The 23,870-nt window shown below is 64.6% G+C and carries 23 protein-coding genes; 17 read left to right on the forward strand and 6 right to left on the reverse strand.

From position 1 onward, the window contains the following. Positions 1 to 14 precede the first annotated feature (14 nt). Both BN1121_RS13540 and BN1121_RS13545 read left to right on the forward strand, forming a co-directional pair. Entirely contained in the window at positions 15 to 992 is a 978-nt protein-coding gene (locus BN1121_RS13540) for a serine/threonine protein kinase (protein ID WP_005356443.1), read from the forward strand. 69 nt (positions 993 to 1,061) lie between these two features. Continuing rightward, positions 1,062 to 1,670, forward strand: a complete 609-nt coding sequence (locus BN1121_RS13545; protein WP_005356441.1) for a thiol:disulfide interchange protein DsbA/DsbL — start codon at positions 1,062 to 1,064, stop codon at positions 1,668 to 1,670. Between the two features lie 50 nt (positions 1,671 to 1,720). Here the strand turns inward: BN1121_RS13545 and BN1121_RS13550 are convergent, their stop codons facing one another. Both BN1121_RS13550 and greB read right to left on the reverse strand, forming a co-directional pair. Continuing rightward, complete coding sequence (locus BN1121_RS13550; protein ID WP_005356440.1) at positions 1,721 to 4,036, reverse strand: Tex family protein; 2,316 nt, start codon at positions 4,034 to 4,036, stop codon at positions 1,721 to 1,723. A 15-nt stretch (positions 4,037 to 4,051) separates the two neighbouring features. Next, positions 4,052 to 4,528: a transcription elongation factor GreB gene (gene greB, locus BN1121_RS13555; protein ID WP_005356438.1), complete on the reverse strand. Its 477-nt coding sequence runs from the start codon at positions 4,526 to 4,528 to the stop codon at positions 4,052 to 4,054. A 139-nt stretch (positions 4,529 to 4,667) separates the two neighbouring features. On the opposite strand from greB, the gene BN1121_RS13560 reads away from it, so the two are divergent. The 3 genes from BN1121_RS13560 to envZ all read left to right on the forward strand — a co-directional run bounded on the left by BN1121_RS13560 (position 4,668) and on the right by envZ (position 8,365). Further along, positions 4,668 to 6,269: a mechanosensitive ion channel family protein gene (locus tag BN1121_RS13560; protein ID WP_005356436.1), complete on the forward strand. Its 1,602-nt coding sequence runs from the start codon at positions 4,668 to 4,670 to the stop codon at positions 6,267 to 6,269. Between the two features lie 69 nt (positions 6,270 to 6,338). Beyond that, positions 6,339 to 7,058: an osmolarity response regulator transcription factor OmpR gene (gene ompR / locus BN1121_RS13565; RefSeq protein ID WP_005356434.1), complete on the forward strand. Its 720-nt coding sequence runs from the start codon at positions 6,339 to 6,341 to the stop codon at positions 7,056 to 7,058. A 14-nt stretch (positions 7,059 to 7,072) separates the two neighbouring features. Continuing rightward, positions 7,073 to 8,365, forward strand: a complete 1,293-nt coding sequence (gene envZ, locus BN1121_RS13570) for a two-component system sensor histidine kinase EnvZ (RefSeq protein ID WP_005356432.1) — start codon at positions 7,073 to 7,075, stop codon at positions 8,363 to 8,365. A 54-nt stretch (positions 8,366 to 8,419) separates the two neighbouring features. Here the strand turns inward: envZ and pckA are convergent, their stop codons facing one another. The 3 genes from pckA to hslR form a co-directional block, all read right to left on the reverse strand. After that, the gene (gene pckA, locus BN1121_RS13575) at positions 8,420 to 10,045 is read right to left on the reverse strand and encodes a phosphoenolpyruvate carboxykinase (ATP) (protein WP_005356430.1); all 1,626 of its coding nucleotides are present in this window, start codon (positions 10,043 to 10,045) and stop codon (positions 8,420 to 8,422) included. A gap of 150 nt (positions 10,046 to 10,195) precedes the next feature. Next, positions 10,196 to 11,077, reverse strand: a complete 882-nt coding sequence (gene hslO, locus BN1121_RS13580) for an Hsp33 family molecular chaperone HslO (protein WP_005356427.1) — start codon at positions 11,075 to 11,077, stop codon at positions 10,196 to 10,198. 50 nt (positions 11,078 to 11,127) lie between these two features. Beyond that, positions 11,128 to 11,526 (reverse strand): ribosome-associated heat shock protein Hsp15, encoded by a 399-nt coding sequence (hslR, locus tag BN1121_RS13585; protein WP_043157834.1) that lies wholly within the window; start codon positions 11,524 to 11,526, stop codon positions 11,128 to 11,130. 193 nt (positions 11,527 to 11,719) lie between these two features. Here hslR and exeC point away from each other — a divergent pair, with 193 nt between their 5' ends. The 12 genes from exeC to BN1121_RS13645 all read left to right on the forward strand — a co-directional run bounded on the left by exeC (position 11,720) and on the right by BN1121_RS13645 (position 22,965). Continuing rightward, positions 11,720 to 12,598, forward strand: coding sequence for a GspC family type II secretion system variant ExeC (gene exeC, locus BN1121_RS13590; protein ID WP_005356423.1), 879 nt, complete (start codon positions 11,720 to 11,722; stop codon positions 12,596 to 12,598). A gap of 22 nt (positions 12,599 to 12,620) precedes the next feature. Continuing rightward, on the forward strand, positions 12,621 to 14,663 hold the full coding sequence (exeD, locus tag BN1121_RS13595; protein WP_005356421.1) for a GspD family T2SS secretin variant ExeD: 2,043 nt from the start codon (positions 12,621 to 12,623) through the stop codon (positions 14,661 to 14,663). Further along, positions 14,663 to 16,165, forward strand: coding sequence for a type II secretion system ATPase GspE (gspE, locus tag BN1121_RS13600; protein WP_043597970.1), 1,503 nt, complete (start codon positions 14,663 to 14,665; stop codon positions 16,163 to 16,165). Before exeD ends, gspE begins: the two co-directional genes overlap by 1 nt. A gap of 1 nt (position 16,166) precedes the next feature. Further along, positions 16,167 to 17,387, forward strand: coding sequence for a GspF family T2SS innner membrane protein variant ExeF (gene exeF, locus BN1121_RS13605; protein WP_005356420.1), 1,221 nt, complete (start codon positions 16,167 to 16,169; stop codon positions 17,385 to 17,387). Positions 17,388 to 17,505: 118 nt separating this feature from the next. Continuing rightward, positions 17,506 to 17,937 carry a GspG family T2SS major pseudopilin variant ExeG gene (exeG, locus tag BN1121_RS13610; RefSeq protein WP_005356419.1) on the forward strand — a complete coding sequence of 144 codons (432 nt, stop codon included), beginning with the start codon at positions 17,506 to 17,508 and terminating at the stop codon, positions 17,935 to 17,937. A gap of 32 nt (positions 17,938 to 17,969) precedes the next feature. Continuing rightward, positions 17,970 to 18,524, forward strand: a complete 555-nt coding sequence (gene exeH, locus BN1121_RS13615; protein WP_005356418.1) for a GspH family T2SS minor pseudopilin variant ExeH — start codon at positions 17,970 to 17,972, stop codon at positions 18,522 to 18,524. Next, complete coding sequence (gspI, locus tag BN1121_RS13620) at positions 18,521 to 18,880, forward strand: type II secretion system minor pseudopilin GspI (protein WP_005356417.1); 360 nt, start codon at positions 18,521 to 18,523, stop codon at positions 18,878 to 18,880. The genes exeH and gspI overlap by 4 nt, the downstream gene beginning before the upstream one ends. Further along, positions 18,877 to 19,506 (forward strand): GspJ family T2SS minor pseudopilin variant ExeJ, encoded by a 630-nt coding sequence (gene exeJ, locus BN1121_RS13625; RefSeq protein ID WP_005356416.1) that lies wholly within the window; start codon positions 18,877 to 18,879, stop codon positions 19,504 to 19,506. The genes gspI and exeJ overlap by 4 nt, the downstream gene beginning before the upstream one ends. Then, positions 19,493 to 20,536, forward strand: a complete 1,044-nt coding sequence (gene gspK, locus BN1121_RS13630) for a type II secretion system minor pseudopilin GspK (RefSeq protein ID WP_005356414.1) — start codon at positions 19,493 to 19,495, stop codon at positions 20,534 to 20,536. The genes exeJ and gspK overlap by 14 nt, the downstream gene beginning before the upstream one ends. A gap of 10 nt (positions 20,537 to 20,546) precedes the next feature. Then, the gene (gene exeL / locus BN1121_RS13635) at positions 20,547 to 21,722 is read left to right on the forward strand and encodes a GspL family type II secretion system protein ExeL (protein WP_005356411.1); all 1,176 of its coding nucleotides are present in this window, start codon (positions 20,547 to 20,549) and stop codon (positions 21,720 to 21,722) included. Next, complete coding sequence (gene exeM / locus BN1121_RS13640) at positions 21,719 to 22,210, forward strand: GspM family type II secretion system protein ExeM (RefSeq protein WP_005356409.1); 492 nt, start codon at positions 21,719 to 21,721, stop codon at positions 22,208 to 22,210. The genes exeL and exeM overlap by 4 nt, the downstream gene beginning before the upstream one ends. Beyond that, positions 22,207 to 22,965, forward strand: a complete 759-nt coding sequence (locus tag BN1121_RS13645) for a type II secretion system protein N (RefSeq protein ID WP_005356408.1) — start codon at positions 22,207 to 22,209, stop codon at positions 22,963 to 22,965. Before exeM ends, BN1121_RS13645 begins: the two co-directional genes overlap by 4 nt. A gap of 43 nt (positions 22,966 to 23,008) precedes the next feature. On the opposite strand, the gene BN1121_RS13650 is transcribed toward BN1121_RS13645, so the two are convergent. Further along, positions 23,009 to 23,806 carry a helix-turn-helix transcriptional regulator gene (locus tag BN1121_RS13650; RefSeq protein ID WP_005356406.1) on the reverse strand — a complete coding sequence of 266 codons (798 nt, stop codon included), beginning with the start codon at positions 23,804 to 23,806 and terminating at the stop codon, positions 23,009 to 23,011. Positions 23,807 to 23,870 lie beyond the last annotated feature (64 nt).

Genomic DNA, 23,870 nt, shown 5'->3' on the forward strand with positions numbered 1-23,870 from the left:
GTTTTGGAGATGTCATGGGCTTTCACTTTCACGATCTCACCCCGGATCTGATCCTCGATGCCCTCGCCAACACCGGCCTGGCGGTGGATTCGGGGCTGACCGAGCTCAACAGCTACGAGAACCGGGTCTACCAGTTCCACGACGAGGATCGCCGCCGTTATGTGGTGAAGTTCTACCGCCCCGCCCGCTGGAGCCGCGAGCAGATCCTGGAGGAGCACGGCTTCTCGGCCCTGCTGGCGGCCGAGGAGATCCCGGTGGCGGCCCCGCTCGCCTTCGGCGGCGAGACCCTGCTCGAGCAGGGGGGCTTTCACTATGCGGTCTGGCCGAGTCTGGGGGGGCGCTCCTTCGAGGTGGATAACCTGGACCAACTGGAGTGGGTCGGCCGCTGGCTGGGGCGGATCCATCGCCTGTCCCGCACCTTCCCGTTCCACCACCGCCCGCATCTCGATGTGGCCTCCATGCTCGAGGAGCCGCGCCACCTGCTGGCGTCGGGGGAGTGGGTGCCACGGGGGATTGCCAAGTCCTTCTTCGGCCTGCTCGACGAGCTGATCGCCCATGTGCGTGAGGCGATGACCCTCGAGGTGGAGCAGATCTCCCTGCACGGGGATTGCCACCCCGGCAACATCCTCTGGCGCGATGGCCCCCTGCTGGTGGATCTGGACGACTGCCGCACCGGTCCGGCCATCCAGGATCTCTGGATGCTGCTCTCGGGAGACCGTCAGGAGCGGCTGCTGCAACTCGACACCCTGCTGTGCGGCTACGAGGAGTTCATGGAGCTGGACCGGCGGGAGCTGTCGCTCATCGAACCCCTGCGAGCCATGCGGATGGTGCACTACATGGCCTGGTTGGCGCGCCGCTGGGAAGACCCGGCCTTCCCGCGCCATTTTCCCTGGTTCAACACCCCGGCCTATTGGGAGCAGCAGCACAAGATGCTGCACGATCAGTTACAGCTCCTGCGCGAGCCGCCCCTCTCATTGACTCAGGGCTGGTGACACAATAGGCTTGGTTCTGCTTCGGTTCGCCGGGCGTGCCTCACACCTATCCTATTAACAGGAAAGATCATGAAAAAAATACTGTTTTTCATTGCCGCTATGCTGATGATGCCGACGGTGCACGCCGCCCCGGAATTCAAGGAAGGCGTCAACTACGACGTGATCAAACAGACCGGCAGCGCGCAGCCGGAAGTGCTGGAATTCTTCTCTTACTACTGCCCGCACTGCTACAAGTTCGAGCCCATCGCCAACGAGCTCAAGAAGAGCCTGCCCGAGGGCGTTGCCTTCAAGAAGAACCCGGTCGCCTTCCTCGGTCGTGAGATGGGCCCCGAGACCCAGCGCGCCTATGCCGTCTCCAGCCTGCTCGAGGTCGAAGGCAAGTTGACCCCGGCCATCTTCAACAAGATCCACAATGAGAAGAAGTACCCCCAGAGCCGCGACGATCTGAAGCAGATCTTCGTCGACAACGGCGTCAAGGGTGAGGAATTCGACGGTGCTGTCGACAGCTTCGCCGTCTCCGGCATGGTCTCCCAGTACGATCGCAACACCGAGGAGTATCAGATCCGCGGTGTGCCGGCCTTCCTGGTGAACGGCAAGTACCTGGTCAAGATCGAGTCTATTACCTCTCAGGATCAGTTCAACCGTTTGGTAAGCTACCTGGTTGGCCTGAAGGGCTGATTCCGGATAGCAAAAAGCCCGGCCAATTGGCCGGGCTTTTTCATGCCCGCTTACTTCTTGCGGGCGTTGGCGAAGGCCGCCGCGAAGGCGTTGCCGAGCGCCCCGTTCTGGGGCTTCTCCTCCCGTCGTCCCTGTGGCTTGGCACCCTGGCCGGAGCGGGCCTCGCCACCGCGGCGATCCTCCCCGCGCGGCTTGCGCTCGCCGGCCTTCTCGTCGAGGCGCATGGTGAGCGAGATGCGGCCGCGCTGCACGTCCACCTCCAGCACTTTCACCTTCACGATGTCGCCGGCCTTGACCACCTCGCGGGGATCCTTGATGAAGCGGTCGGTCAGTGACGAGATGTGCACCAGGCCGTCCTGGTGGACGCCGATGTCGACGAAGGCACCGAAGTTGGTGACGTTGGTGACCACCCCCTCGAGCACCATCTCGGGCTCGAGATCCGACACCTTCTCCACCCCTTCGCGGAAGGTGGCGGTCTTGAACTCGGGGCGCGGGTCGCGGCCCGGCTTGTCGAGTTCGCCTATGATGTCGGTCACGGTCGGCACGCCGAAGCGCTCGTCGGTGTATTCGGCGGGTTTGAGCCCCTTGAGCAGGCTGCTGTTGCCGAGCAGGCTCTCCACCGACTGCTGCAACTTCGCCAGGATCCGCTCCACCACGGGGTAGGACTCAGGGTGCACCGCAGAGGCATCCAGCGGGTTGGCCCCGCCGCGGATACGCAGGAAGCCGGCGCACTGTTCGAACGCCTTGGGCCCGAGGCGGCTCACCTTGAGCAGCTGCTGGCGGCTGGCGAAGGCGCCGTTGTCGTCCCGGTACTGGACGATATTCTGGGCCAGCGTCTGGGTCAGGCCCGAGACCCGCGCCAGCAGGGGGGCGGAGGCGGTGTTGACGTCCACCCCGACCGCGTTCACGCAGTCTTCCACCACCGCCTCGAGCTTGCGGACCAGCTGGGTCTGGCTCACGTCGTGCTGGTACTGGCCGACACCTATGCTCTTGGGATCGATCTTCACCAGCTCGGCGAGGGGGTCTTGCAGGCGGCGGGCGATGGAGACGGCGCCGCGCAATGAGACGTCGAGCCCGGGGAACTCATTGGCCGCCAGCTCGGAGGCGGAATAGACAGAGGCGCCGGCCTCGCTCACCACTATCTTCTGGGCGCGCGCCTCCGGATAGCGGGTGAAGAGCTCGGCGGCCAGCTTGTCGGTCTCACGCGAGGCGGTGCCGTTGCCGATGCTGATGAGCTCGACCCCGTGTTTCACGCAGAGATCGCGCAGGGTCTTGAGGCTCTGCTCCACCTGGCGCTTGGGCTCGAACGGGTAGATGGTGGCGGTGTCGACCAGCTTGCCGGTGGCGTCGACCACGGCCACCTTGACCCCGGTGCGGATCCCCGGATCCAGCCCCATGGTGGTGCGCATGCCGGCCGGGGCGGCCATCAGCAAGTCCTTGAGGTTCATGGCGAACACCTTGATCGCCTCCTCCTCGGCACTCTCGCGCACCCGGCCGATGAGCTCGGTCTCCATCTGCAAGGAGAGCTTGATGCGCCAGGTCCAGCTCACCACCCCCTGTAGCCACTTGTCAGCCGGTCGACCGCCGAAGGCCAGCCCCAGCTGGCGGGCGATGATCCCCTCGCAGGGGCTGGCCCCTTCCTCTTCGCCGGTGTGCAGGGTGAGCGACAGCACCCCCTCGTTGCGGCCGCGCAGCATGGCCAGCACCCGGTGTGACGGCGCCTTGGCCAGCGGCTCGTCGTGCTCGAAGTAGTCCTTGAACTTGGCCCCCTCCTGCTCCTTGCCGGCCACCAGACGGGCGCGCAGGTTGGCGTGTTGCCACAGGAAGTCGCGCAGCTTCTCGAGCAAGTCCGCCCGTTCGGCGAAGCGCTCCATCAGGATGTAGCGGGCGCCGTCGAGCACCGCCTTGGTGTCGGTGAAGCCCGCCTCGGGGTTGAGGTAGGCGTTGGCCTCTGTCTCGGGATCCCGCATGGGATCGCCCAGCAGGGCGTCGGCCAGGGGCTCGATGCCGGCCTCGATGGCCATCTGTCCCTTGGTGCGGCGCTTGGGCTTATAGGGGAGGTAGAGATCCTCGAGGCGGGTCTTGCTGTCGGCCTCCCGGATATCGCGGGCCAGCTCTGGGGTCAGCTTGCCCTGCTCCTCGATGGAGCGAAGTATGGTCTGGCGGCGATCCTCCAGCTCGCGCAGGTAGCCGAGGCGGCTCTCGAGGTTGCGCAGCTGGGTGTCGTCGAGGCCACCGGTCACCTCTTTACGGTAACGGGCGATGAAGGGGACGGTGGCGCCCTCGTCGAGCAGGCGGATGGCGGCTTCGACCTGCTCGGGGCGGGCGGCCAACTCGGTGGCGATCTGTTTCTCTATGGTGCTCATGGGGTTCTCGTCTTATCAGGGCCGGGAATAGGTGATGGCGTTGATGTACCAGACGGCCTCACCGGCCGGAGTCTGCACCACGGCCTCGTCGTCGACCTCCTTCTTCAGGAGGGCGCGGGCCATGGGGGAGTCGATGGAGATGTAGTCCTTGCGCCCGAAAATCTCGTCGTAGCCGACGATACGAAAGTTCAGGGTGTCGCCGGCATCGTTCTCTATCTCGACCCAGGCACCGAAGAAGACCTTCCCCTCCTGGGTCGGGGAGTAATCGACGATCTTGAGGTTTTCCAAACACTTGCGCAGGTAGCGCACGCGCCGGTCGATCTCGCGCAGGCGTTTCTTGTTGTACTGATAGTCGGCGTTCTCGCTGCGATCGCCCAGGCTGGCGGCCCAGGCCACCTTGCGGGTGGTCTCGGGACGCTCGACGCGCCACAGCTGGTCCAGCTCCTGCTTGAGGGCATTGTATCCCTCTCGGGTGATGAGTTGGCTTCGCATGGAAGGGCCTCTCCTTGTCACTTGGTCCGGGCATTCTAACCTCGAGCCGCAGCGAGGGCACCTGGGATGCGTGCTTTCCCCCTGTTGCCGGTCGGTCGGCTGTGCGATGCTCATATGAGGACAACAGGGAGGGCGTGTCATGCGTTGGGTGATCGTGTTGTGGTGGCTATTGATGTCACCCCTGCTGGGGGCGGCCGAGCCGAGAGGAGAGATGACCGGACAGGAGCGGGAGCGCACCCTGATCCTGCTCAACGAGCCTGTGGTGATGTTTCAGGCCAGCCTCGGCAGCCTGACCCCTGAGGCGCGGGTGCGACGCGCCAAGGCGCGCATCGCGACCCTGGAAGAGTCGGATCTCAAGGGGCCGGTCGCGGTAGAGACCCAGATGCGGTTCGGTCAGTCGGTTCGTTTTATCACCCTCAATGGCAAGCGGCTGGTGATGCTGGTCGAGAAGGATCTCGACGAGTCGGACGAGCTGACCCTGGATCAGGCGGCCGAGCGGGTGCGCGAGCGGCTCGAGAGGATGCGGCTTCAGTTTATGGAGCTGCGCTCGCCCGCCTATCTGGCCCGGGCCACGGCGCTGGCGTGTGGCTCGGCCTTGCTGCTCTGGGTCTTCTTCATGGGGCTACAGCGCGGCTATCGCCGCACGCGCCAGTGGCTGGCGAACCGGCTCCTGATGAAGCGCAGCTGGCTGCCCGAGAGCTGGCGTCCCCTGGTCGGCCCTATAGAGCTGCGGCTACTGGGTGGCATGACTCTGGTGGTGGTGGTGATCGCCCTCTATCTCTGGCTCACCTATGTGCTGGGCCTCTTCCCCCACACCCGGGCCTGGAGCCAGCAGCTGGGCCAATCGCTGCTGGCGCTGTGTACCCGCCTGCTGGAGGGGGCCCTGGCCGCCCTGCCGGGGCTGGCGACCGTCCTCATCATAGTGGTGGCGACCCGCTTCTTCATTCGTCTGCTGGGATTGCTGTTCGATCGGGTGCAGCGCGGGCAGGTGCAGATCCAGGGGCTGCATGCCGAGACGGTGGGGGCCACTCGCCGCCTGATGAACGCGGTGATCTGGCTGTTTGCCCTGACGGTGGCCTATCCCTATCTGCCCGGTGCCGACTCCGATGCCTTCAAGGGGGTCAGCGTCTTCTTCGGCCTGATGGTGACCCTGGGCTCGGCCGGGGTGATGAATCACGCCATGAGCGGTCTGGTGCTGATTTACTCACGCGCCCTGCGCAAGGGCGACTGGGTCCGGATCGGTGAGGTTGAGGGGCAGGTGAGCGAGCTCAGCGCCCTCTCGACCAAGATAGTGACCCGGGAGGAGCACGAGGTGACCCTGCCCAACGCCGTGGTGGTGGGGGGGCGTATCACCAACCTGAGCCGGCTGGCGGCGGGGCGTGGCCTACCCCTGCTGACCAGGGTGACCATCGGCTATGACACCCCCTGGCGTCAGGTACAGGCCATGCTGGAGCTGGCGGCGCGGCGCACCCAAGGGGTGAACGGTGAACAGGCCCCCCTGGTGCGCCAGCTCGGCCTGCTCGACTGGTACGTCGAGTACGAGTTGCAGGTGTGGATCGACGAGGGGGAGAAACCGGCCCTGATCCGCAGTCGCTTGCACGGGGCGATTCAGGATGTCTTCAACGAGTTTGGGGTGCAGATCATGTCCCCCAACTTTGTCGCCCAGCCGCCGCGGGATCTGGTGGTTCCTCGCGAGCAGTGGTATGCCGCCCCGGCGCAGACGGAGGATAATAAACGGTAACATCTTTTCCCTTGGCGCACTGTCATGCCCCCTCTACCATGACCGTGAATTGTGGTGAGGAGTAACGAAATGACCCAACAGCAGAAGGTGCTGGTCGTCGACGATGATCCCAAGCTGAGAGGCTTGTTGGAACGCTACCTGAGCGAGCAGGGGTTCTGGGTGCGCGGGGTGGCGAACGGAGAGCAGGCCGACCGCCTGCTGACCCGGGAGAACTTTCATCTGATGGTGCTGGACCTGATGCTGCCGGGTGAGGATGGTCTCTCCATCTGCCGTCGCCTGCGCGAGGGGGGTAACCAGATCCCAATCCTGATGCTCACTGCCAAGGGAGACGAGGTGGACCGCATCGTCGGCCTCGAGATGGGGGCCGATGACTACCTGCCCAAGCCCTTCAATCCGCGCGAACTGCTGGCCCGGATCCGGGCCGTGATGCGCCGCCACTCGGTGGAGCTGCCGGGCGCCCCCTCTGCCACCGAGAAGGTGGTGGAGTTCGGTTCCCACGTGCTCAATCTGGCGACCCGTGAGATGACCACGGATGGTGAGCCGGTCACCCTGACCAGCGGCGAGTTTGCCGTGCTTAAGGTGCTGGTCAGCCATCCGCGTGAGGCGCTGTCACGCGACAAGCTGATGAACCTGGCTCGCGGCCGCGAGTACACCGCCACCGAACGCAGTATCGATGTGCAGGTGTCGCGCCTGCGCCGCATGCTGGAGGCCGACCCGGCCCATCCCCGCTATATCCAGACCGTCTGGGGAATCGGCTATGTGTTCGTGCCTGACGGCAGCGCACCGTGAGACGCGCCTCGGGCATGTTCGCCCGCCTGCTGATGTTTCTGGCGGCGGTGCTGGTGGTCTATCAGGTGGCCTCCTATGCGATCTTCTACAACTATCTGCTCGATCCGACGGTCAAGCAGATCAGCCATCTGTTGGCCAATCAGGTCAAACTCATCTTCCCGATCGACCGCAATCAGCAGCCCCTGAGCGAGGATGCCGAGGCGCTGGTCTATGTGGCGACCGGGTCCGATATCTACACCCAGAGCGAAGCCGAGCGCTATGGCCTGAAGCAGGCCAGGCCCAACGACTTCATGGAGGAGCTGATAGCCCAGGAGCTGGGCGGCAAGACCCGGGTCATGGTGGAGATCAAGGACTACTACATCATCTGGATCCAGCCTCCCCAGGCTAACGGAGTCTGGGTGCGGATCCCCCTCACCGAGATAGAGGACGGCGACATCAAGCCGTTGGTGCTCTATCTCTCCATCATGCTGGTGGCCGTGCTGTTCGGGGCCTGGTGGTTTGCCCGTCAACTGGTGCGCCCGCTGGAGAGGCTGGAAGAGGGGGCCATCGCGGTCAGTCGGGGTCAGTTCCCCGATCCGCTGGCAGAGCAGGGATCTCGCGAGTTGCGCCGGCTCACTCGCACCTTCAACAACATGTCGCGAGCCATCAAGGATCTGATCGAGGAGCGCAACCTGATGATGGCCGGGGTCTCCCACGATCTGCGCACGCCGCTCACCCGGATCCGGCTCGCCACCGAGATGATCTCCTCCGAGGATGAGTTTCTCAAAGAGAGCATCAACGCCGACATCGACGAGTCGAACGACATCATCGATCAGTTCATCGACTACATCCGCCCCGACACCGGGGTGACCATGGAGCGCACCGATCTGGCGGCCCTGGTGCACGACGCCGTGCTGCTGCAGGCGGATCAGGGGCTGGAGATGGATATCGACCTGCCGGCCACGCCCATGCCCGTGGATTGCAACCCGGTGGGGCTGCGTAGGGTCATCAACAATCTGACCAACAATGCCCTGCGCTACGGTGCGAGCCGCTTCTGGGTCGAGCTGCGTGGCGACCAGCACTGGGCGTGCCTGCGCCTGTGCGACAACGGCCCCGGCATGGCGGAGCAGGATTACGAGCGGCTGCTGCGCCCCTTCACCCAGGGGACGACGGCGCGCACCCAGAGTGGTAGCGGCTTGGGGCTGGCCATCGTCGCCAAGATCCTGGCCCATCATCACGGCACGGTACGCCTCGGGCGGGCCGAGCAGGGGGGGCTGATGGTGGAGTTGCGGCTACCGCGTCAGCAGCCGCTGGAGTGGGAAGAGTAACAAGGGGTAATAAAAAGCGGGCCAATCGGCCCGCTTTGTCATCTCGGCGTGTGCTTACAGCTGGGGACCGGCGGCCACCAGGCGCTTGCCCTCGTCGTTGTCGGTGAAGCGCTCGAAGTTCTTGATGAAGCGCCCTGCCAGATCCTGCGCCTTGGCATCCCACTGGGCCGGCTCGGCGTAGGTGTCACGCGGATCGAGGATAGCCGGGTTCACATCGTGCAGCTCGGTCGGTACTTCCAGGTTGAAGATCGGCAGCACCTTGGTCGGCGCCTCTTCAATGGAGCCATCCAGGATGGCGTCGATGATGGCGCGGGTGTCCTTGATGGAGATACGCTTGCCGGTGCCGTTCCAACCGGTGTTGACCAGATAGGCCTCGGCACCGGCGGCTTCCATCCGCTTCACCAGCTCCTCACCGTATTTGGTGGGGTGCAGGGTCAGGAAGGCGGCCCCGAAGCAGGAGGAGAAGGTCGGGGTCGGCTCTGTGATGCCGCGCTCGGTACCGGCCAGCTTGGCGGTGAAGCCTGACAGGAAGTGGTACTTGGTCTGCTCCTTGGTCAGCTTGGAGACCGGGGGCAGCACGCCGAAGGCGTCGGCGGTCAGGAAGATCACCTTGTTGGCATGACCCGCCTTGGAGACCGGCTTGATGATGTTTTCGATGTGATAGATGGGGTAGGAGACCCGGGTGTTCTCGGTCTTGGAGCCATCGTCGAAGTCGATGGTGCCGTCGGCCGCTACGGTCACGTTCTCCAGCAGCGCATCGCGACGGATGGCGTGGTAGATGTCCGGCTCGGCTTCCTTGGAGAGCTTGATGGTCTTGGCGTAGCAACCCCCTTCGAAGTTGAACACGCCGTCATCGTCCCAGCCGTGCTCGTCGTCACCGATCAGTTGACGCTTGGGATCGGTGGAGAGGGTGGTCTTGCCGGTGCCGGAGAGGCCGAAGAAGATGGCCACGTCGCCATCCTTGCCCACGTTGGCGGAGCAGTGCATGGAGGCGATGCCACGCAGGGGCAGGAAGTAGTTCATCATGGAGAACATGCCCTTCTTCATCTCGCCACCGTACCAGGTGCCGCCGATCAGCTGCATGCGCTCTGTCATGTTGAAGGCGACGAAGTTCTCGGAGTTGAGACCCTGCTCCTTCCACTCGGGGTTGGTGCACTTGGCACCGTTCATCACCACGAAGTCAGGCTTGAAGGTTTTCAGCTCTTCGTCGCTCGGGCGGATGAACATGTTCTTCACGAAGTGCGCCTGCCAGGCCACCTCGGTGATGATGCGCACCGCCAGACGGGTGTCCGGGTTGGCACCACAGTAGCCGTCGACCACGAACAGGCGCTTGCCGGAGAGCTGCTTGGTCACCAGGGACTTCAGATGTGACCACACTTCAGGGGAGATCGCCTTGTTATCGTTCTTACCCTGGTCGGACCACCATACGGTATCCTGGGTAGTCGCGTCTTTGACGATATATTTATCTTTCGGAGAGCGACCGGTGAAGATGCCGGTGTTGACATTGACGGCGCCGAGTTCGGTGACGACGCCGCGCTCAAAGCCTTCCAGCTCGGGGCGGGTCTCTTCGATGAAGAGCTGTTCGTAAGAGGGATTGCGTACTACATCCGTCACACCATGGATGCCGTAACGTTCCAGGCCCAATTGCTCGGCCAGGGTGGGTTCAGCCACGATTGTCATTGTGATCTCCTGGGTTCAGAGGTTCTTGTAGGGTTCTATCTGGCCTCCATCCTACCACCTAGGTGGTAGGATTTAGCGACGGCCATCAAACTTTATAAAATAGGGTGTTTTTTTAATTATTAAGTTAAAGGCGGGTTGCCCCGCCTTCAATTAGTGTAACTTGTTTGCATCATTTCCTGGAACCACATTGAACAGGGTTTCCACGTCGATGCCGTCAAAAATGTAGTGATTTCCGCAGTAGTCGCAGTGCATGTCGATCTGCCCCTGCTCCTGCACTATGGCCAGCGATTCTTCCCTGCCAACCTGCAGCAGGGCGTTCTGGCAGCGCTCGCGCGAACAGGTGCAGCGGAACTCGACCGATTGCGGATCGAACAGGCGCACCTGGTCCTGGTTGTAGAGGCGGTAGAGGATCTCCTCGGCCGGCAGGGTGAACAGCTCCTCGTCCTTGATGGTCTCGGTCAGTTGCACCAGGTGGTCGAAGTCGGCCTCGTGATCCTCGCTCTGGGCAGGCAGGGCCTGCACCATGATGCCGGCGGCCTTGGGTTGGCCCTCCACCATGCCGGTGCGGATCCAGAGGCGGGTCGGCAGCTGCTCGGACTGGGCGAAATAGGCCTCCAGGCAACCGGAGAGGGTATCGGCCGCGAGGGCGATGATCCCCTGATAGCGCTCACCCTGATCCGGGGTGATGGTGATGACCAGCTGACCGTTACCGACCAGATCTTTCAGGGCATTGCTCGCCGGCAACTCCCCTTCGAAACGGGCGACGCCGCGCAGCTGCTGGTTGTGGTCGCCGTTGATGACGGCCATCTTGACCGGGCCATCCCCTTGCAGCTGCACCGTGATGGAGCCTTCAAACTTGAGGGTGGCGGTGAGCATGCTGGTGGCGACCAGCAGCTCCCCCAGCAGACGCTGGATCTGCAGCGGGTAGGATTGGGCATCGACGATGTGGCGGTAGGTCTGGTCGAGCTGTACCAGCTCGCCACGCACTTCATACTCTTCAAACAGGTAACGATGGAGTTGATCTTGAGTCATCTTGGTTTCCAGTGATGGGCGCAAGCCGTGGCTTGCGGCAATAAAAGGGATCAGAACTGTTTGGCCCGGATCAGCAGGCGGCGTTCCTGCTTGTCGGGGCGGCGCTCGGGGCTCGGGGCAAATTGGCTGCCCAGCTTGCGCGCCTCGGCGTTATCGTGGCGGCGCTTCACGCTGGCCTCGGTCTCCCGATAGAGCAGCTGCGCCTCGGGGGCGCCACGGCGCTGGGCCGTGATGGCGAGCACCTCGACCTCTCGCTCGTCATGGCCCTGCCAGAAGCGGATCAGGGCGCCCACCTCGACCACCTTGCCAGGCTTGCTGCGCTGGCCGTTGTAGTGCACCTTGCCACCTTCGACCATCTCCCGGGCCATGCTGCGCGCCTTGTAGAAACGGGCGGCCCAGAGCCACTTGTCGAGCCGGACGGCCTCGGATTTCTCCTGTTGCAACGACATGGGATGTCCTGATGGTGAAAAATGATGCCTTATTATACCAGAGTGAGGTGGCCGGGTTGAACGCAAGGGAGAGAGGCGGCGAGTGTGATCCCCCCCCTTTTTTCGAACGAGACCCCGGTATGGCGGTTGTATCGCCGCCCAAGGCCGTACACAATGACCAGCCCGGTACATCCTAGATATTATTGATAAAACCATGAATGACCTGCTCAGGGAAGACTGGCTCCAGAAGAGATGGGAGTGGTTGTCGCGCCTGCCCTGGCGCCGCAGTTGCCAGCCCCTGTTTCTGCTGTTGCTGCTGCTGATCGCCCAGCAACTGGCCATCCTCACCTGGCGGCTCACGGGTATGTTGCAGCCACCGCAGGCTAGCCTCTGGCAGCCGGCCAGCCAGGGACTCTCCGGCTCCTCCCGCCAGGGGGAGAGCGATCTCGGCGCCATCACCCGTCTCGCCCTCTTTGGCAAGGCCGCTCCCAAGGAAGAGGCCGCCGAGGATCGCGCTGTCGCGGCCGACGCCCCCCAGACGCGGCTCAATGTCCAGCTCACCGGTGTGCTGGCGAGCAATGACCCCACCAAGTCCATCGCCATCATCGCCAACGGCGGGATGCAGAACAGTTACGGGGTCGGCGACATCATCGACGGCACCCAGGCCAAGATCCGTCAGGTCTATCCTGACCGCGTCATCATCGAGCATCAGGGACGCGACGAGACCCTGATGCTGGACGGCGAAGAGTATGGCAAACCGCTGCCCACCGCCCATGCCGGTAACACCCTGGGTGGGGTACGCGATGAGCTGTTAAAAAACCCCGGTAAATTGACCGATTACATCGCCATCGACCCGGTGCGGGTGGATGGGCGCATGGCCGGCTACCGCCTCACCCCGGGCAGCGACCCCGAGCTGTTCAACCGGCTCGGTCTGCAGGCCAACGACATGGCGGTCAGCATCAATGGACTGGACTTGAGAGACACGGCGCAGGCCATGCAGGCCATGCAACAGTTGGCGGGCGCTACCGAGATGACGGTTACCGTGGAGCGGGATGGTCAGCTCTACGACGTTTTCGTCGGGCTGTCGGAATGATGATCTGGAGTTACACCAATAAATGATTATTAAAAACAAAGCACTGCGCATGGCTTCCGTGGCTGCCGCGCTGCTGATGGCGGGTCAGGCGTGGGCGGCCGAGTTTTCGGCCAGCTTCAAGAATGCGGATATCGAAGAGTTCATCAACACGGTCGGCAGGAATCTCAACAAGACCATCATCATCGAGCCCTCGGTGCGCGGCAAGATCAATGTCCGCAGCTATGACCTGCTCAACGAGGCGCAGTATTACCAGTTCTTCCTGAGCGTGCTCGACGTCTACGGCTTCGCCGTGGTGCCCATGGATAACGGCGTACTCAAGGTGGTGCGTTCGCGTGACGCCAAGACCTCGGCCATTCCTGTGGTGGATGGATCCAACCCTGGCATGGGCGACGAGATGGTGACCCGGGTTGTGCCGGTTCGCAACGTCTCGGTGCGTGAACTGGCCCCCCTGCTGCGTCAGCTCAACGACAACGCCGGCGGTGGCAACGTGGTTCACTACGACCCCTCCAACGTGCTGCTGATCACGGGGCGTGCCGCCGTGGTAAACCGCCTGGTCGAGGTGGTGCGCCGGGTCGACAAGGCGGGCAACCAGGAGGTCGACATCATCAAGCTGAAGTACGCCTCGGCCGGCGAGATGGTGCGGCTGGTGATGACGCTCAACAAGGATGCCAATCCCCAGGGCGGCATGGCGGGCTCGGCCCTGCTCACCCCCAAGGTGGTGGCCGACGAGCGCACCAACTCTGTGGTGGTGACCGGTGAGCCCCAGGCGCGTGAGCGGATCATCCGCATGGTGCGCCAGCTGGATCAGGATCTGCAAACCCAGGGCAACACCCGGGTCTTCTATCTCAAGTATGCCAAGGCCAAGGAGATGGTCGATGTGCTCAAGGGCGTGAGCTCCAGCATCGAGGCCGAGAAGAAAGGCGGTGGCGGTGCCGCCGCCGGTGGTGGCGGTGGCAACAGCATAGGCGGCAAGCTGGCCATCTCTGCCGACGAGGCCTCCAACTCTCTGGTCATCACGGCCCAGCCGGATGTCATGGCCGAGCTCGAGCAGGTGATCGCCAAACTCGACATCCGCCGCGCCCAGGTGCTGGTCGAGGCGATCATCGTCGAGATGCAGGATGGCGACGGCCTCAACCTCGGGGTGCAGTGGGGTAACACCAATGGTGGTGGCACCCAGTTTACCAACACCAATCTGCCACTCGGTCAGGTGATCGCCGCCGGCAAGGCCTATGACAAGAACGGCAGCACGGATGCCCTCGGCAAGTTGGCGGGGAGCTTCAACGGCATGGCCGCCGGCTTCTACCACGGGGATTGGGCCATGCTGATGACGGCGCTCTCCACCAACACCAAGAACGACATCCTCTCGACTCCGAGCATAGTCACCATGGACAACAAGGAGGCGTCGTTCAACGTGGGGCAGGAGGTGCCGGTCCAGACCGGTTCCCAGAGCTCGACCTCGGGTGACAACATCTTCAACACCATAGAACGCAAGACGGTCGGTACCAAGCTGGTGGTGACCCCCCAGATCAACGAGGGGGATTCGGTGCTGCTCAATATCGAGCAGGAGGTCTCCAGCGTCGCCAAGGCCCAGGCCTCGGGCACCGCAGACCTGGGCCCCACCTTCGACACCCGCACCGTGAAGAACGCCGTGCTGGTGAAGAGTGGTGAGACCGTGGTGCTGGGTGGCCTGATGGATGACCAGACCAAGGAAGAGGTCTCCAAGGTGCCCATCCTCGGCGATATTCCCGTACTGGGCTATCTGTTCCGCGCCACCTCCAACACGGTGAGCAAGCGCAACCTGATGGTCTTCATCCGCCCGACTATTTTGCGCGATGCCAGCGTCTACTCCGGCATCTCCAGCAACAAGTACACCCTGTTCCGCGCCCAGCAGCTGGAGAACGCGGCCCAGGAGGGCTACCTCACCTCGCCGGATCGCCAGGTGCTGCCCGAGTATGGCCAGGACGTGACCGTCTCCCCCGAGATGCGTCAGCAGATAGAGCAGATGCAGCGCCAGCAGCAGAACACGGCCAGCGGGGCGCGTACCTTCCTGCAGGGTAACCAGTAATGGCGTATCAGCTCGACGATGCAGAGGCACCGGCATCACTGCCGGAGCTCCCCTTCGCCTTTGCCCGCCAGAACGGGACCATACTGACCGAACGGGGCGGTGTCCCCTGGTTGGTGTGTCGTGCCGGCATCACGCCGCAGACGCTACTTGAGGTGCGCCGGGTGGCCGGCCGCCCCTTCCAGGTGGAGCAACTCGACGCCGAGGCGTTTGAGGAGCAGCTGATGGCCCACTATCAGCGCGACTCTTCCGAGGCGCGTCAGCTGATGGAGGACATCGGCAACGAGATGGACTTCTTCGCCCTGGCCGAGGAGCTGCCCCAGAGCGAAGACCTGCTGGACGCCGATGACGACGCCCCCATCATCCGCCTCATCAACGCCATGCTGAGCGAGGCGATCAAGGAAGAGGCGTCGGACATCCACATCGAGACCTTCGAGCGCTCCCTGGTGATCCGTTTTCGGATCGATGGGGTGCTGCGCGAGATCCTGCGCCCCCATCGCAAGCTGGCCTCCTTACTGGTGTCGCGCATCAAGGTGATGTCGCGCATGGACATCGCCGAGAAGCGGGTGCCCCAGGATGGCCGCATCTCATTGCGCATCGGCGGCCGCGCCGTCGACGTGCGGGTCTCCACCATGCCGTCGAGCTATGGCGAGCGGGTGGTATTGCGTCTGCTCGACAAGAACACCATACGCCTCGAGCTGGCCCAGCTCGGCATGACCCTGCGCAACCGCAACATCATCAGCGATCTCATCAGAAAGCCCCACGGCATCATACTGGTGACCGGCCCGACCGGCTCGGGCAAGTCGACCACCCTGTATGCGGCGCTCTCGGAGATCAACTCGCGGGATCGCAACATCCTGACCGTGGAAGACCCCATCGAATATGACCTCGAAGGGGTCGGCCAGACCCAGGTCAACACCAAGGTCGACATGACCTTCGCCCGAGGCCTGCGGGCCATCCTGCGTCAGGATCCGGACGTGGTGATGGTGGGGGAAATCCGCGACCTCGAGACCGCCCAGATCGCGGTGCAGGCCTCCCTGACCGGTCACCTGGTGATGTCGACCCTGCACACCAACACCGCCATCGGCGCCATCACCCGGATGCGCGACATGGGGATCGAGCCCTTCCTGCTCTCCTCATCCTTGCTGGCGGTGCTGGCCCAGCGGCTGGTACGTACCCTCTGTCCCGACTGCCGGGAGCCTCACCCCATTACCCAGCACGAACGGGAGCTGATGGGGCTGCGCGACGACGAGGGCGAGACCGTCTGGCGCGCCGTCGGCTGCGAGCAGTGCAACCACACCGGCTACCGCGGCCGGACCGGCATCCACGAGCTGGTGGTGATCGATGAGCCGGTGCGCGAGGCGATCCACAATGCCAGCGGTGAGCTCGCCATCGAGCGCCTCATCCGTGGCCACACCCCCAGCATCCGTCGCGACGGCATCGACAAGGTGCTGATCGGGCAGACCAGCCTGGAAGAGGTGCTGCGCGTGACCCGGGAAGACTGAGATGGCGGCGTTCGAATATAAGGCCCTCGACGCCAGGGGGCGCAACAAGAGCGGCGTGCTGGAGGGGGATTCCGCCCGCCAGGTGCGCCAGCAGCTGCGTGAGCAGGGACTTACTCCACTGGAGGTGAACGAGACCACCGAGAAGGCCAAGCGTGAGGCGACCCGCTTCGTGCTGTTTCGCCGCGGTGCCAGCACCTCTGAGCTGGCGCTCATCACCCGTCAGCTGGCGACCCTGGTGGCGGCGGCCATGCCCATCGAAGAGGCGCTCAAGGCGGTGGCCCAGCAGTGCGAGAAGGCCCACCTGCGCAGCATGGTGGCGACGGTGCGCAGCCGGGTGGTGGAGGGGTATTCGCTGGCCGACTCGCTCGCCACCTTCCCCCACGTCTTCGATCAGCTGTTTCGTTCCATGGTGGCGGCGGGGGAGCGCTCCGGCCACCTGGAGAAGGTGCTCAACCGTCTGGCCGATTACACCGAGCAGCGCCAGCACATGCGTACCAAGCTGTTGCAGGCGATGATCTATCCCATAGTGCTGACCTGCGTGGCCATCGGCGTCATCTCGATACTGCTCACCGCCGTGGTGCCCAAGGTGGTGGCCCAGTTCGAACACATGGGGCAGCAGTTGCCCGGCACCACCCGCTTCCTCATCGGGGCAAGCGAGCTGCTGCAGCACTATGGCCTCTGGTTCCTGCTCGCCATGGTGCTCGGCGGCATGGGGTGGCGTTGGTGGCTCAAGGATGCCGCCCGTCGTCGCCGCTGGCACGCCGTGCTGCTGCGCCTGCCGGTGATAGGCCGGGTCAGTCGCGGTCTCAACACCGCCCGTTTCGCCCGCACCTTGAGCATCCTCAACGCCAGCGCCGTGCCGCTGCTGGAGGGGATGCGCATCGCCGGTGAGGTGCTCTCCAACGACTTCGCCCGGACCCGTATCCTGGAGGCGACCGAGCGGGTGCGCGAGGGGACCAGCCTGCGGGCCTCCCTCGAAGAGACCAAGATCTTCCCCCCCATGATGCTGCACATGATCGCCTCTGGGGAGCGCAGCGGCGAGCTCGACAGCATGCTCGAGCGGGCCGCCGACAACCAGGATCGGGAGTTCGAAACCCAGGTCAACATAGCACTCGGGGTGTTCGAGCCCATGCTGGTGGTCTCCATGGCGGGGGTGGTGCTCTTTATCGTCATGTCGATCCTGCAGCCGATCCTCGAACTCAACAACATGGTGAACCTGTGACGGGGGGCGGCAGCTGCGTGACGCAGCCTGCTCCCGCAAGCCACGCGCTCGCCATCAACGAAATGGTCAACCTGTGACGGTCCACCGTCATCGCTACTCAACGTAAATGGAGTCTCCTATGAACAGTCGTCGTCAACGGGGTTTCACCCTGCTGGAAGTCATGGTGGTGATCGTGATCCTCGGGATCCTCGCCAGCCTGGTGGTGCCCAACCTGATGGGTAACAAGGAGAAGGCGGATCAGCAGAAGGCGGTCTCCGACATAGTCGCGCTGGAAAATGCCCTCGACATGTACAAGCTCGACAACAACCGCTACCCGACCACTGAGCAGGGCCTGGAAGCCCTGGTCACCAAGCCGACCATAGAGCCGGAGCCGCGCAGCTACCGTGACGGTGGCTACATCAAGCGTCTGCCGCAAGACCCCTGGGGCAACCCCTATCAGCTGCTGAGCCCGGGCCAGAACGGCAAGATCGACATCTTCACCTCGGGTCAGGACGGCGAAGCCGGTACCGAAGACGACATCGGCAACTGGAACCTGAAGGACTTCCAGTAAGTGCCTACTCCCGCCCACGCCGAGGCCCCGTCATGTTGAGGGGCCCCACACCCTGCCGCCAGTCGGGCTTCACCCTGCTCGAGGTGCTGCTGGTCGCCATGCTGATGGGGCTGGTCGCCATGGCGGTGACCCTCAGCATGGGGAGCGTCAAGGGGGATCGTGAGCTGGAGAACCAGAGCGCCCGCCTGCGGGCTGCCCTGCAGCAGGCTCAGGAGCAGGCCATCATGGAGGGGCGTCTGGTGGGGCTGCGGGCAGAAGATCAGGCCTGGCAGTTCATGGTGCGCAGTGGCAAGGATCGCAAGTGGCAGGCCATCGAGGGGGACAAGCTGCTCGCTCGTCATGAACTGCCCGAGGGGATGAGCCTCACCCTGGAGGTAGAGGGTTTCTCCTGGCAAGCGGAGCGGGATGAGCAGGCCGAGCAGAAGCGCGACGAAAAGGAGCGCACTCCCCAGGTGCTGCTGTTCCCCGGCAGCGAGCTGACCCCCTTCACCCTGACCCTGACCCTGGATCAGGACGGGGAGCGCTTCCTGCGCCGTTATCAGGGGGATGAGTTTGGTCGCATCACCCTGCAGCAGGAGGAAGAGTGAAGGCCCGTGGCATGACTCTGCTCGAGGTAATGGTGGCCCTGGCGGTGTTCGCCGTGGCGGGACTCGCCGTCATGAAGAGCGCCAGCGAGCACCTCTCGGGCCTCTCCTGGTTAGAGGAGAAGACCCTGGCCACCTGGGTGGCCGAGAATCAGCTGGTGCAGCTCAAGCTCGAGAAGAAGTGGCCCGGTGACAGCTGGGTCGAGGGAGAGAGCGAGCTGGCCGGCCAGAAGTGGTACTGGCGCTATCGTGGTCAGGCGGCTCAAGACGCCAGCCTGCGCCTGGTCGAGGTGGAGGTGCGCGACACCCCCAAGGGGGAGAACCCCATCACCCTGCTGCGGACCTATATCAACCGATGACCATGCGAATCCACAAGGGCTTCACCCTGCTCGAGATGCTGGTGGCCATCGCCATCTTCGCCACCCTGAGCCTCGGCGCCTATCAGGTGCTGCAAGGGGTGCTGACCAGCGACGAAACCGCCAAGGGCAAGGAGGCGAGGCTCGCCGAGTTGCAGCTGGCCATGGGTGCCCTGGAGCGGGATCTCACCCAGATGGTGCCGCGCAGCGGCCGCATCGAGGGGGAGGCCAACAAGGTGGCCATCGCCGCCTCCCGCTTCGGGCAGGAGAGTGAGGACTGGGGCATTGCCTTCATTCGCGGCGGCTGGCTCAACCCGGACGCCATGTTCCCCCGCTCCGAGTTGCAGCGGGTCGGCTGGCGCCTCAAGGGGGGCAAGCTCGAGCGCCTCACCTTCCTCTACCCGGACCCGGTGATCGGCGCCGAGCCCAAGGCGAGCGCGATGCTGGGCGGGGTGACGGCGTTTCGCCTGCACTTTTTCAATCAGGGACGCTGGGCCGAGGAGTGGAGCCGGCGCGACACCCTGCCCGAGGGCATAGCGGTAGAGCTGGAGCTGGAAGACTACGGCCTCATCCGCCGTCAGTTCCTGATCGGCTCCGGTGGCCAGAGGATAGAGAATGGGACCCCGTAAGGGCGAGCGGGGCATGGCCCTGCTGGTGGTGCTGCTGATCCTGGCGGTCATGGTGATAGTGGCGGCCAACATGAGCGGGCGCTTGCAGATAGAGCTGCGCCGCACCGCCAATCAGGTGGCCGGCAAGCAGGCCTGGTGGTATGCCCTCTCGGCCGAGGCCCTGGTGGCCAAGGCCCTGGCCCAGGATGCCAAGGACAACGCCAACGTCACCCATCTGGGCCAGTACTGGGCCCGCAAGGAGACCGTCTTCCCCGTGCCGGACGGTCAGCTCAAGGGCGAGGTGCGCGATCTCTATGGCTGTTTCAATCTCAATAGCCTGGAGGCGCGTATCGGGGGCACCAATCCCAACGGAGGCACCAATCCCGACGGCAGCCAGCCCGGGGGCACTGCGAACCCGGATGATCCCCTGAGCCAGCCGCTGCCGGCCCAGGCGTTTCGGATCCTGCTGACCGAGCTGGGAATGGATGAATACGACGCGGTGCAACTGACCGATGCCCTGCGCGACTGGATCGACAAGGATACCGTGCTGGTCTCCAGCTACGGGGCCGAGGATGCCTACTACGAGGGGCTCAATCCCCCCTATCTGCCGGCCAACCAGAGGCTGCTCTCCTTAAGCGAGCTGCGGATGGTGCGCGGTGTGACGCCGGATCTCTACCGCAAGCTCTCCCCCTACCTGTGCGTGCGGCCGGACGGGGAGCTCAAGGTGAACGTCAACACCCTTGCGGCCGATCAGGGGGCGCTGCTGACGGCCCTGAGTCTGGGCAAGCTGCCCGCCGATGAGGCGAAGCGGATCCTGACCGATCGCCCCCGCAACGGCTGGAAGAGCAGCGACGAGTTTTTGCAGCAGGTGCCGGCCTGGGAGCAGAAGGCGCGTGCCTCGGTCGTGGTCAAGAGCGAACGCTTCGCGGCCCGCCTGGTGGCGGAGGTGGGGGATAGCCGCGCCTTCCTCGTCAGCGAGTTCCAGCGAGAAAAAGACAACAAATTCAAGGTGGTCCGCCGGCTCCAGGAGAGCGGCGAGACGCTCAAGTGAGGATGATAAGGTGAGCGAGAGTCTGGTCGTTCGACTCGGGACGAGTCGGGAGCAGCCGGTGCATTGGCTGGTCTGGTCGGTGGAGCAGGGGGAGATCATCGCCTCCGGCGTCCTCCCCTCGGCCCACGCCCTCGGCGAATTGAAAGAGCGGGCCGGTGGTCGCCCCGTGGTGGCGCTGGTGCCGGGCAGCAGCCTGATCCTGCGCCGGGTGACTCTGCCCGGCCGCTACAGTCGGCAGTCCCACAAGGCGCTGCCCTACCTGCTCGAGGAGCAGGTCGCCTCGGACGTGGAGTCGCTGCACATCGCCGTGCTCGGCCATGAGGGCAATCAGGTGGATCTGGCGGCGCTCGATCGCGCTCAGATGCAGAGTTGGCTCACCTGGCTGGACGAGGCAGATCTCACCAGCCGCAAGCTGTTGCCGGATGTGCTGGCCCTGCCGCTCCCCGCCGAGGGCTGGTCTGCCCTGCAGCTCGGTGACGAGTGGCTGCTGCGCCAGGGTGAGTATCAGGGGATGGTGGCCGAGGCGGCCCTGCTGCCCCTGCTGCTCGGCGGTGAGCTCCCGCCCATTCACGCCCACACGGCCCTGCCGACAGGGGTGTCGGGCCAGTGGCAGGCGGCCGAGCCCGAGCTGCCCATGCTGCTGTTGGCCCGTGGCGCCCTGGCCAGCCGGGTCAACCTGCTGCAGGGGAGCTTCAAGCCCCAGAGCGAGCTCTTCAAGCATTGGCGCCCCTGGCGCAAGGTGGCGGTCGCCGCCGCCGTGCTGCTGCTGATGGTGCTGGGAAACCGGGGGCTCGAACTCTATCGTCTCGATGCCAGGGACAAGGCCCTCAAGGCCGAGATCCGCCAGGTCTATACCCGCATCTTCCCGGGCGAGACCCGTATCGTGAACGTGCGTGGCCAGATGGAGCAGCATCTGAGGGTGCTGGGGCAGGATAACCGGGGCGGTCTGCTGCTCTGGATGACCGAGCTGGCTCCCGTCTTCGCCCAGGTGCAGGGGCTCAAGCCCCAGGTGATCCGCTTCGACGCGGATCGGCGTGAGCTTCGCCTGCAAGTGAGCGCCCCCGGCTTTGCCGAGGTGGAGCGTTTCCGCGAGCTGGCGGGCAAGGGGTTTGCCGTGCAACAGGGTGAGCTGCGGAGCGAAGAGGGCAAGGTAGAAGGCATGCTGATTCTGAGGAGCAAGGGATGATGGAGCCACTGCGCGCCTGGTGGGGGGGCATCACCCCCCGCGAGCAGAAGATGGTGGGAGCGGCCGGCGCCATGCTGGTGGTGGGTCTCTTCTATTGGGGGCTGTGGCAGCCCCTGGCGGATCGGGTCGCCGAGCGGGAGCGCCAGGTGGTGGCCCAGCAGCGTACCCTGGCCTGGCTCAAGGAGAAGGGGGAGCTGGTGCTGGCCATGCGTGGCAACAGCGGCGGCCAGATCGACACCTCAGGCACCCTGGAGGGGGTGGTCAACCGGACCGCCTTCAACCACAAGATCACCATAGCCCGGTTGCAGCCCCAGGGTCAGGAGTTGCAGGTGTGGATCGACACTGTCCCCTTCGACACCCTGATGCTCTGGATGGCCGAGCTGACCGATCGCTACGGGGTCCAGGTGATGGTGATCGAGATCGCCCGTGAGAACCTGCCTCCCGGCATGGTGAAGATTCGTCGTCTGCAGTTGAGTCGCCCCGTATGAAACAGCGCATCCTGATCGCCCTGCTCTTCCTCATCGCCTATCTCGGCTTCCTCATCGCCCGTCTGCCGGCGGATCTGGTGGTGCGCTACGCCCCCCTGCCGCCCATGGTGAGCATTGAGGGGGTGAGCGGCACCCTCTGGCAGGGGCAGGCCGCCCGTGTGCAGTACGCCTCCGAGTCCTTGAGTAACCTGAGTTGGGATCTCGAGGTCGGCTCGCTGCTGACCCTCTCTCCCCGCGTGGCCCTGCGCTTTGGTCAGCGCGGCGGTCTCAACGGAGAGGGGGTGCTCGGCTGGCAGGCTAACCGCATTACGGCCCGGGAGCTGGTGCTCAACGTGCCGGCCCCCTGGCTCCTCTCGCGCCTCCCGCTGCGTCCTCCCTTCCCCCTCGAGGTGGCGGGTCAGCTGCAGCTCAAGGTGGACGAGTTCGCCCAGGGCCAGCCCTGGTGCGAGAGCCTCTACGGCACTCTGGATTGGGTCGGTGCCCGCGCCGACACCCCGGCCGGCAAGCTGGATCTGGCGGATCCCTCCGCCAAGCTGCTGTGTCAGCAGGGCAAGCTGGTGGCCGAGCTGCGCCAATCCTCCGAGCAGGTGTCGCTCACCGGCAAGGTGGAGCTGATGGCGGGGCGCCAGTTCCTGTTCCAGGGCTTCCTCAAGCCCGGCGCCGATCTGCCGGAGCAGATGCGCCAGGGACTGCCCTTCCTCGGCCAGCCCGACAGCCAGGGACGCTACCCCCTGCGCCAGCAGGGCTACTTCTAAGCGCCTGAGCCAGAACGAGAGACCCGCCACCCGGCGGGTCTTCTCATTGGGCGACCAGCTGGCCGAGGAACAGGGTGAAGAGATCGGCGCGCGAGGTGAGCCCTAACTTGGCGTAGAGGTGCTTGCGGTGGTTCTTCACCGTGCCCGGGGCGATGGCGAGGCGCAGGGATATGGTCTCGGTGTCGAGGCCGTGCAGGATCAGGGTGGCCACCTCCCGTTCGCGGCGGGTCAGGTGGGGGCCGCCCAGACGGGGCAGCGTGGTGGCGATGATCTCTCGGATCCGCGCCAGATCCTCGCGCCCCGGCGGGGCGGCGGGCAGGGGATCGCTCATCTGGCCCCAGTGCTGGCGACAGAGGGCGTGCACCAGGGGGAAGTGCTGGCGCAGCCGGGCCAGCTCGGCCGCGCTCACCGGTCGCCCCTTACCGAGGCGACCGAGGAAGATCACCAGGGCGAAGCCGGGCCGCAGGGGCAGGTGTAGCCCCAGCTCCTCGCGCCAGCCGGTGGCCCGGTAGAAGGCGCGCACATAGTCGGGTTCGAGGCCGGCGCGGCGCGACACCTCGTTCAGGGTCCAGACCCCCGCCTCCAGCCCCTGTTGCAGGGCGAGCAGGAAGGGATCCTGGCGGTGGGCGCCGGTGAGATAGCGCTCGAACAGCAGCTCACGGCGATCGGGCAGGGTGTCGTAGAGGTAGAGGGGGCGGCGATCGTGACCCAGCACCAGGGCGCAGTCGAAGGCGGCCCACTGGCGCAGCAGGGCCACCAGAGCGGCGGGAAAGCCGGGCTGGTGCAGCGCCGTGACGGCGTGGGTCAGGGCGTCGGTGAGGGGGGCAGACATGGCGAGCATAGGGTTCGGATAGGTGGCTCCATGCTAGCACCGGATCCAAAAACTGTCCCCTGGGGGACATATT

It is taken from the genome of Aeromonas diversa CDC 2478-85 (genome assembly GCF_000819805.1).
GTDB classification, from domain to species: domain Bacteria; phylum Pseudomonadota; class Gammaproteobacteria; order Enterobacterales; family Aeromonadaceae; genus Aeromonas; species Aeromonas diversa.

Bases quoted from the DNA above. Each gene is read 5' to 3' on its own strand.
- BN1121_RS13540 (WP_005356443.1), top strand. From the start codon at position 15: ATGGGCTTTCACTTTCACGATCTCACCCCGGATCTGATCCTCGATGCC.
- BN1121_RS13545 (WP_005356441.1), top strand. From the start codon at position 1,062: ATGAAAAAAATACTGTTTTTCATTGCCGCTATGCTGATGATGCCGACG.
- BN1121_RS13550 (WP_005356440.1), bottom strand. From the start codon at position 4,036: ATGAGCACCATAGAGAAACAGATCGCCACCGAGTTGGCCGCCCGCCCC.
- greB (WP_005356438.1), bottom strand. From the start codon at position 4,528: ATGCGAAGCCAACTCATCACCCGAGAGGGATACAATGCCCTCAAGCAG.
- BN1121_RS13560 (WP_005356436.1), top strand. From the start codon at position 4,668: ATGCGTTGGGTGATCGTGTTGTGGTGGCTATTGATGTCACCCCTGCTG.
- ompR (WP_005356434.1), top strand. From the start codon at position 6,339: ATGACCCAACAGCAGAAGGTGCTGGTCGTCGACGATGATCCCAAGCTG.
- envZ (WP_005356432.1), top strand. From the start codon at position 7,073: ATGTTCGCCCGCCTGCTGATGTTTCTGGCGGCGGTGCTGGTGGTCTAT.
- pckA (WP_005356430.1), bottom strand. From the start codon at position 10,045: ATGACAATCGTGGCTGAACCCACCCTGGCCGAGCAATTGGGCCTGGAA.
- hslO (WP_005356427.1), bottom strand. From the start codon at position 11,077: ATGACTCAAGATCAACTCCATCGTTACCTGTTTGAAGAGTATGAAGTG.
- hslR (WP_043157834.1), bottom strand. From the start codon at position 11,526: ATGTCGTTGCAACAGGAGAAATCCGAGGCCGTCCGGCTCGACAAGTGG.
- exeC (WP_005356423.1), top strand. From the start codon at position 11,720: ATGAATGACCTGCTCAGGGAAGACTGGCTCCAGAAGAGATGGGAGTGG.
- exeD (WP_005356421.1), top strand. From the start codon at position 12,621: ATGATTATTAAAAACAAAGCACTGCGCATGGCTTCCGTGGCTGCCGCG.
- gspE (WP_043597970.1), top strand. From the start codon at position 14,663: ATGGCGTATCAGCTCGACGATGCAGAGGCACCGGCATCACTGCCGGAG.
- exeF (WP_005356420.1), top strand. From the start codon at position 16,167: ATGGCGGCGTTCGAATATAAGGCCCTCGACGCCAGGGGGCGCAACAAG.
- exeG (WP_005356419.1), top strand. From the start codon at position 17,506: ATGAACAGTCGTCGTCAACGGGGTTTCACCCTGCTGGAAGTCATGGTG.
- exeH (WP_005356418.1), top strand. From the start codon at position 17,970: ATGTTGAGGGGCCCCACACCCTGCCGCCAGTCGGGCTTCACCCTGCTC.
- exeJ (WP_005356416.1), top strand. From the start codon at position 18,877: ATGACCATGCGAATCCACAAGGGCTTCACCCTGCTCGAGATGCTGGTG.
- gspK (WP_005356414.1), top strand. From the start codon at position 19,493: ATGGGACCCCGTAAGGGCGAGCGGGGCATGGCCCTGCTGGTGGTGCTG.
- exeM (WP_005356409.1), top strand. From the start codon at position 21,719: ATGATGGAGCCACTGCGCGCCTGGTGGGGGGGCATCACCCCCCGCGAG.
- BN1121_RS13645 (WP_005356408.1), top strand. From the start codon at position 22,207: ATGAAACAGCGCATCCTGATCGCCCTGCTCTTCCTCATCGCCTATCTC.
- BN1121_RS13650 (WP_005356406.1), bottom strand. From the start codon at position 23,806: ATGCTCGCCATGTCTGCCCCCCTCACCGACGCCCTGACCCACGCCGTC.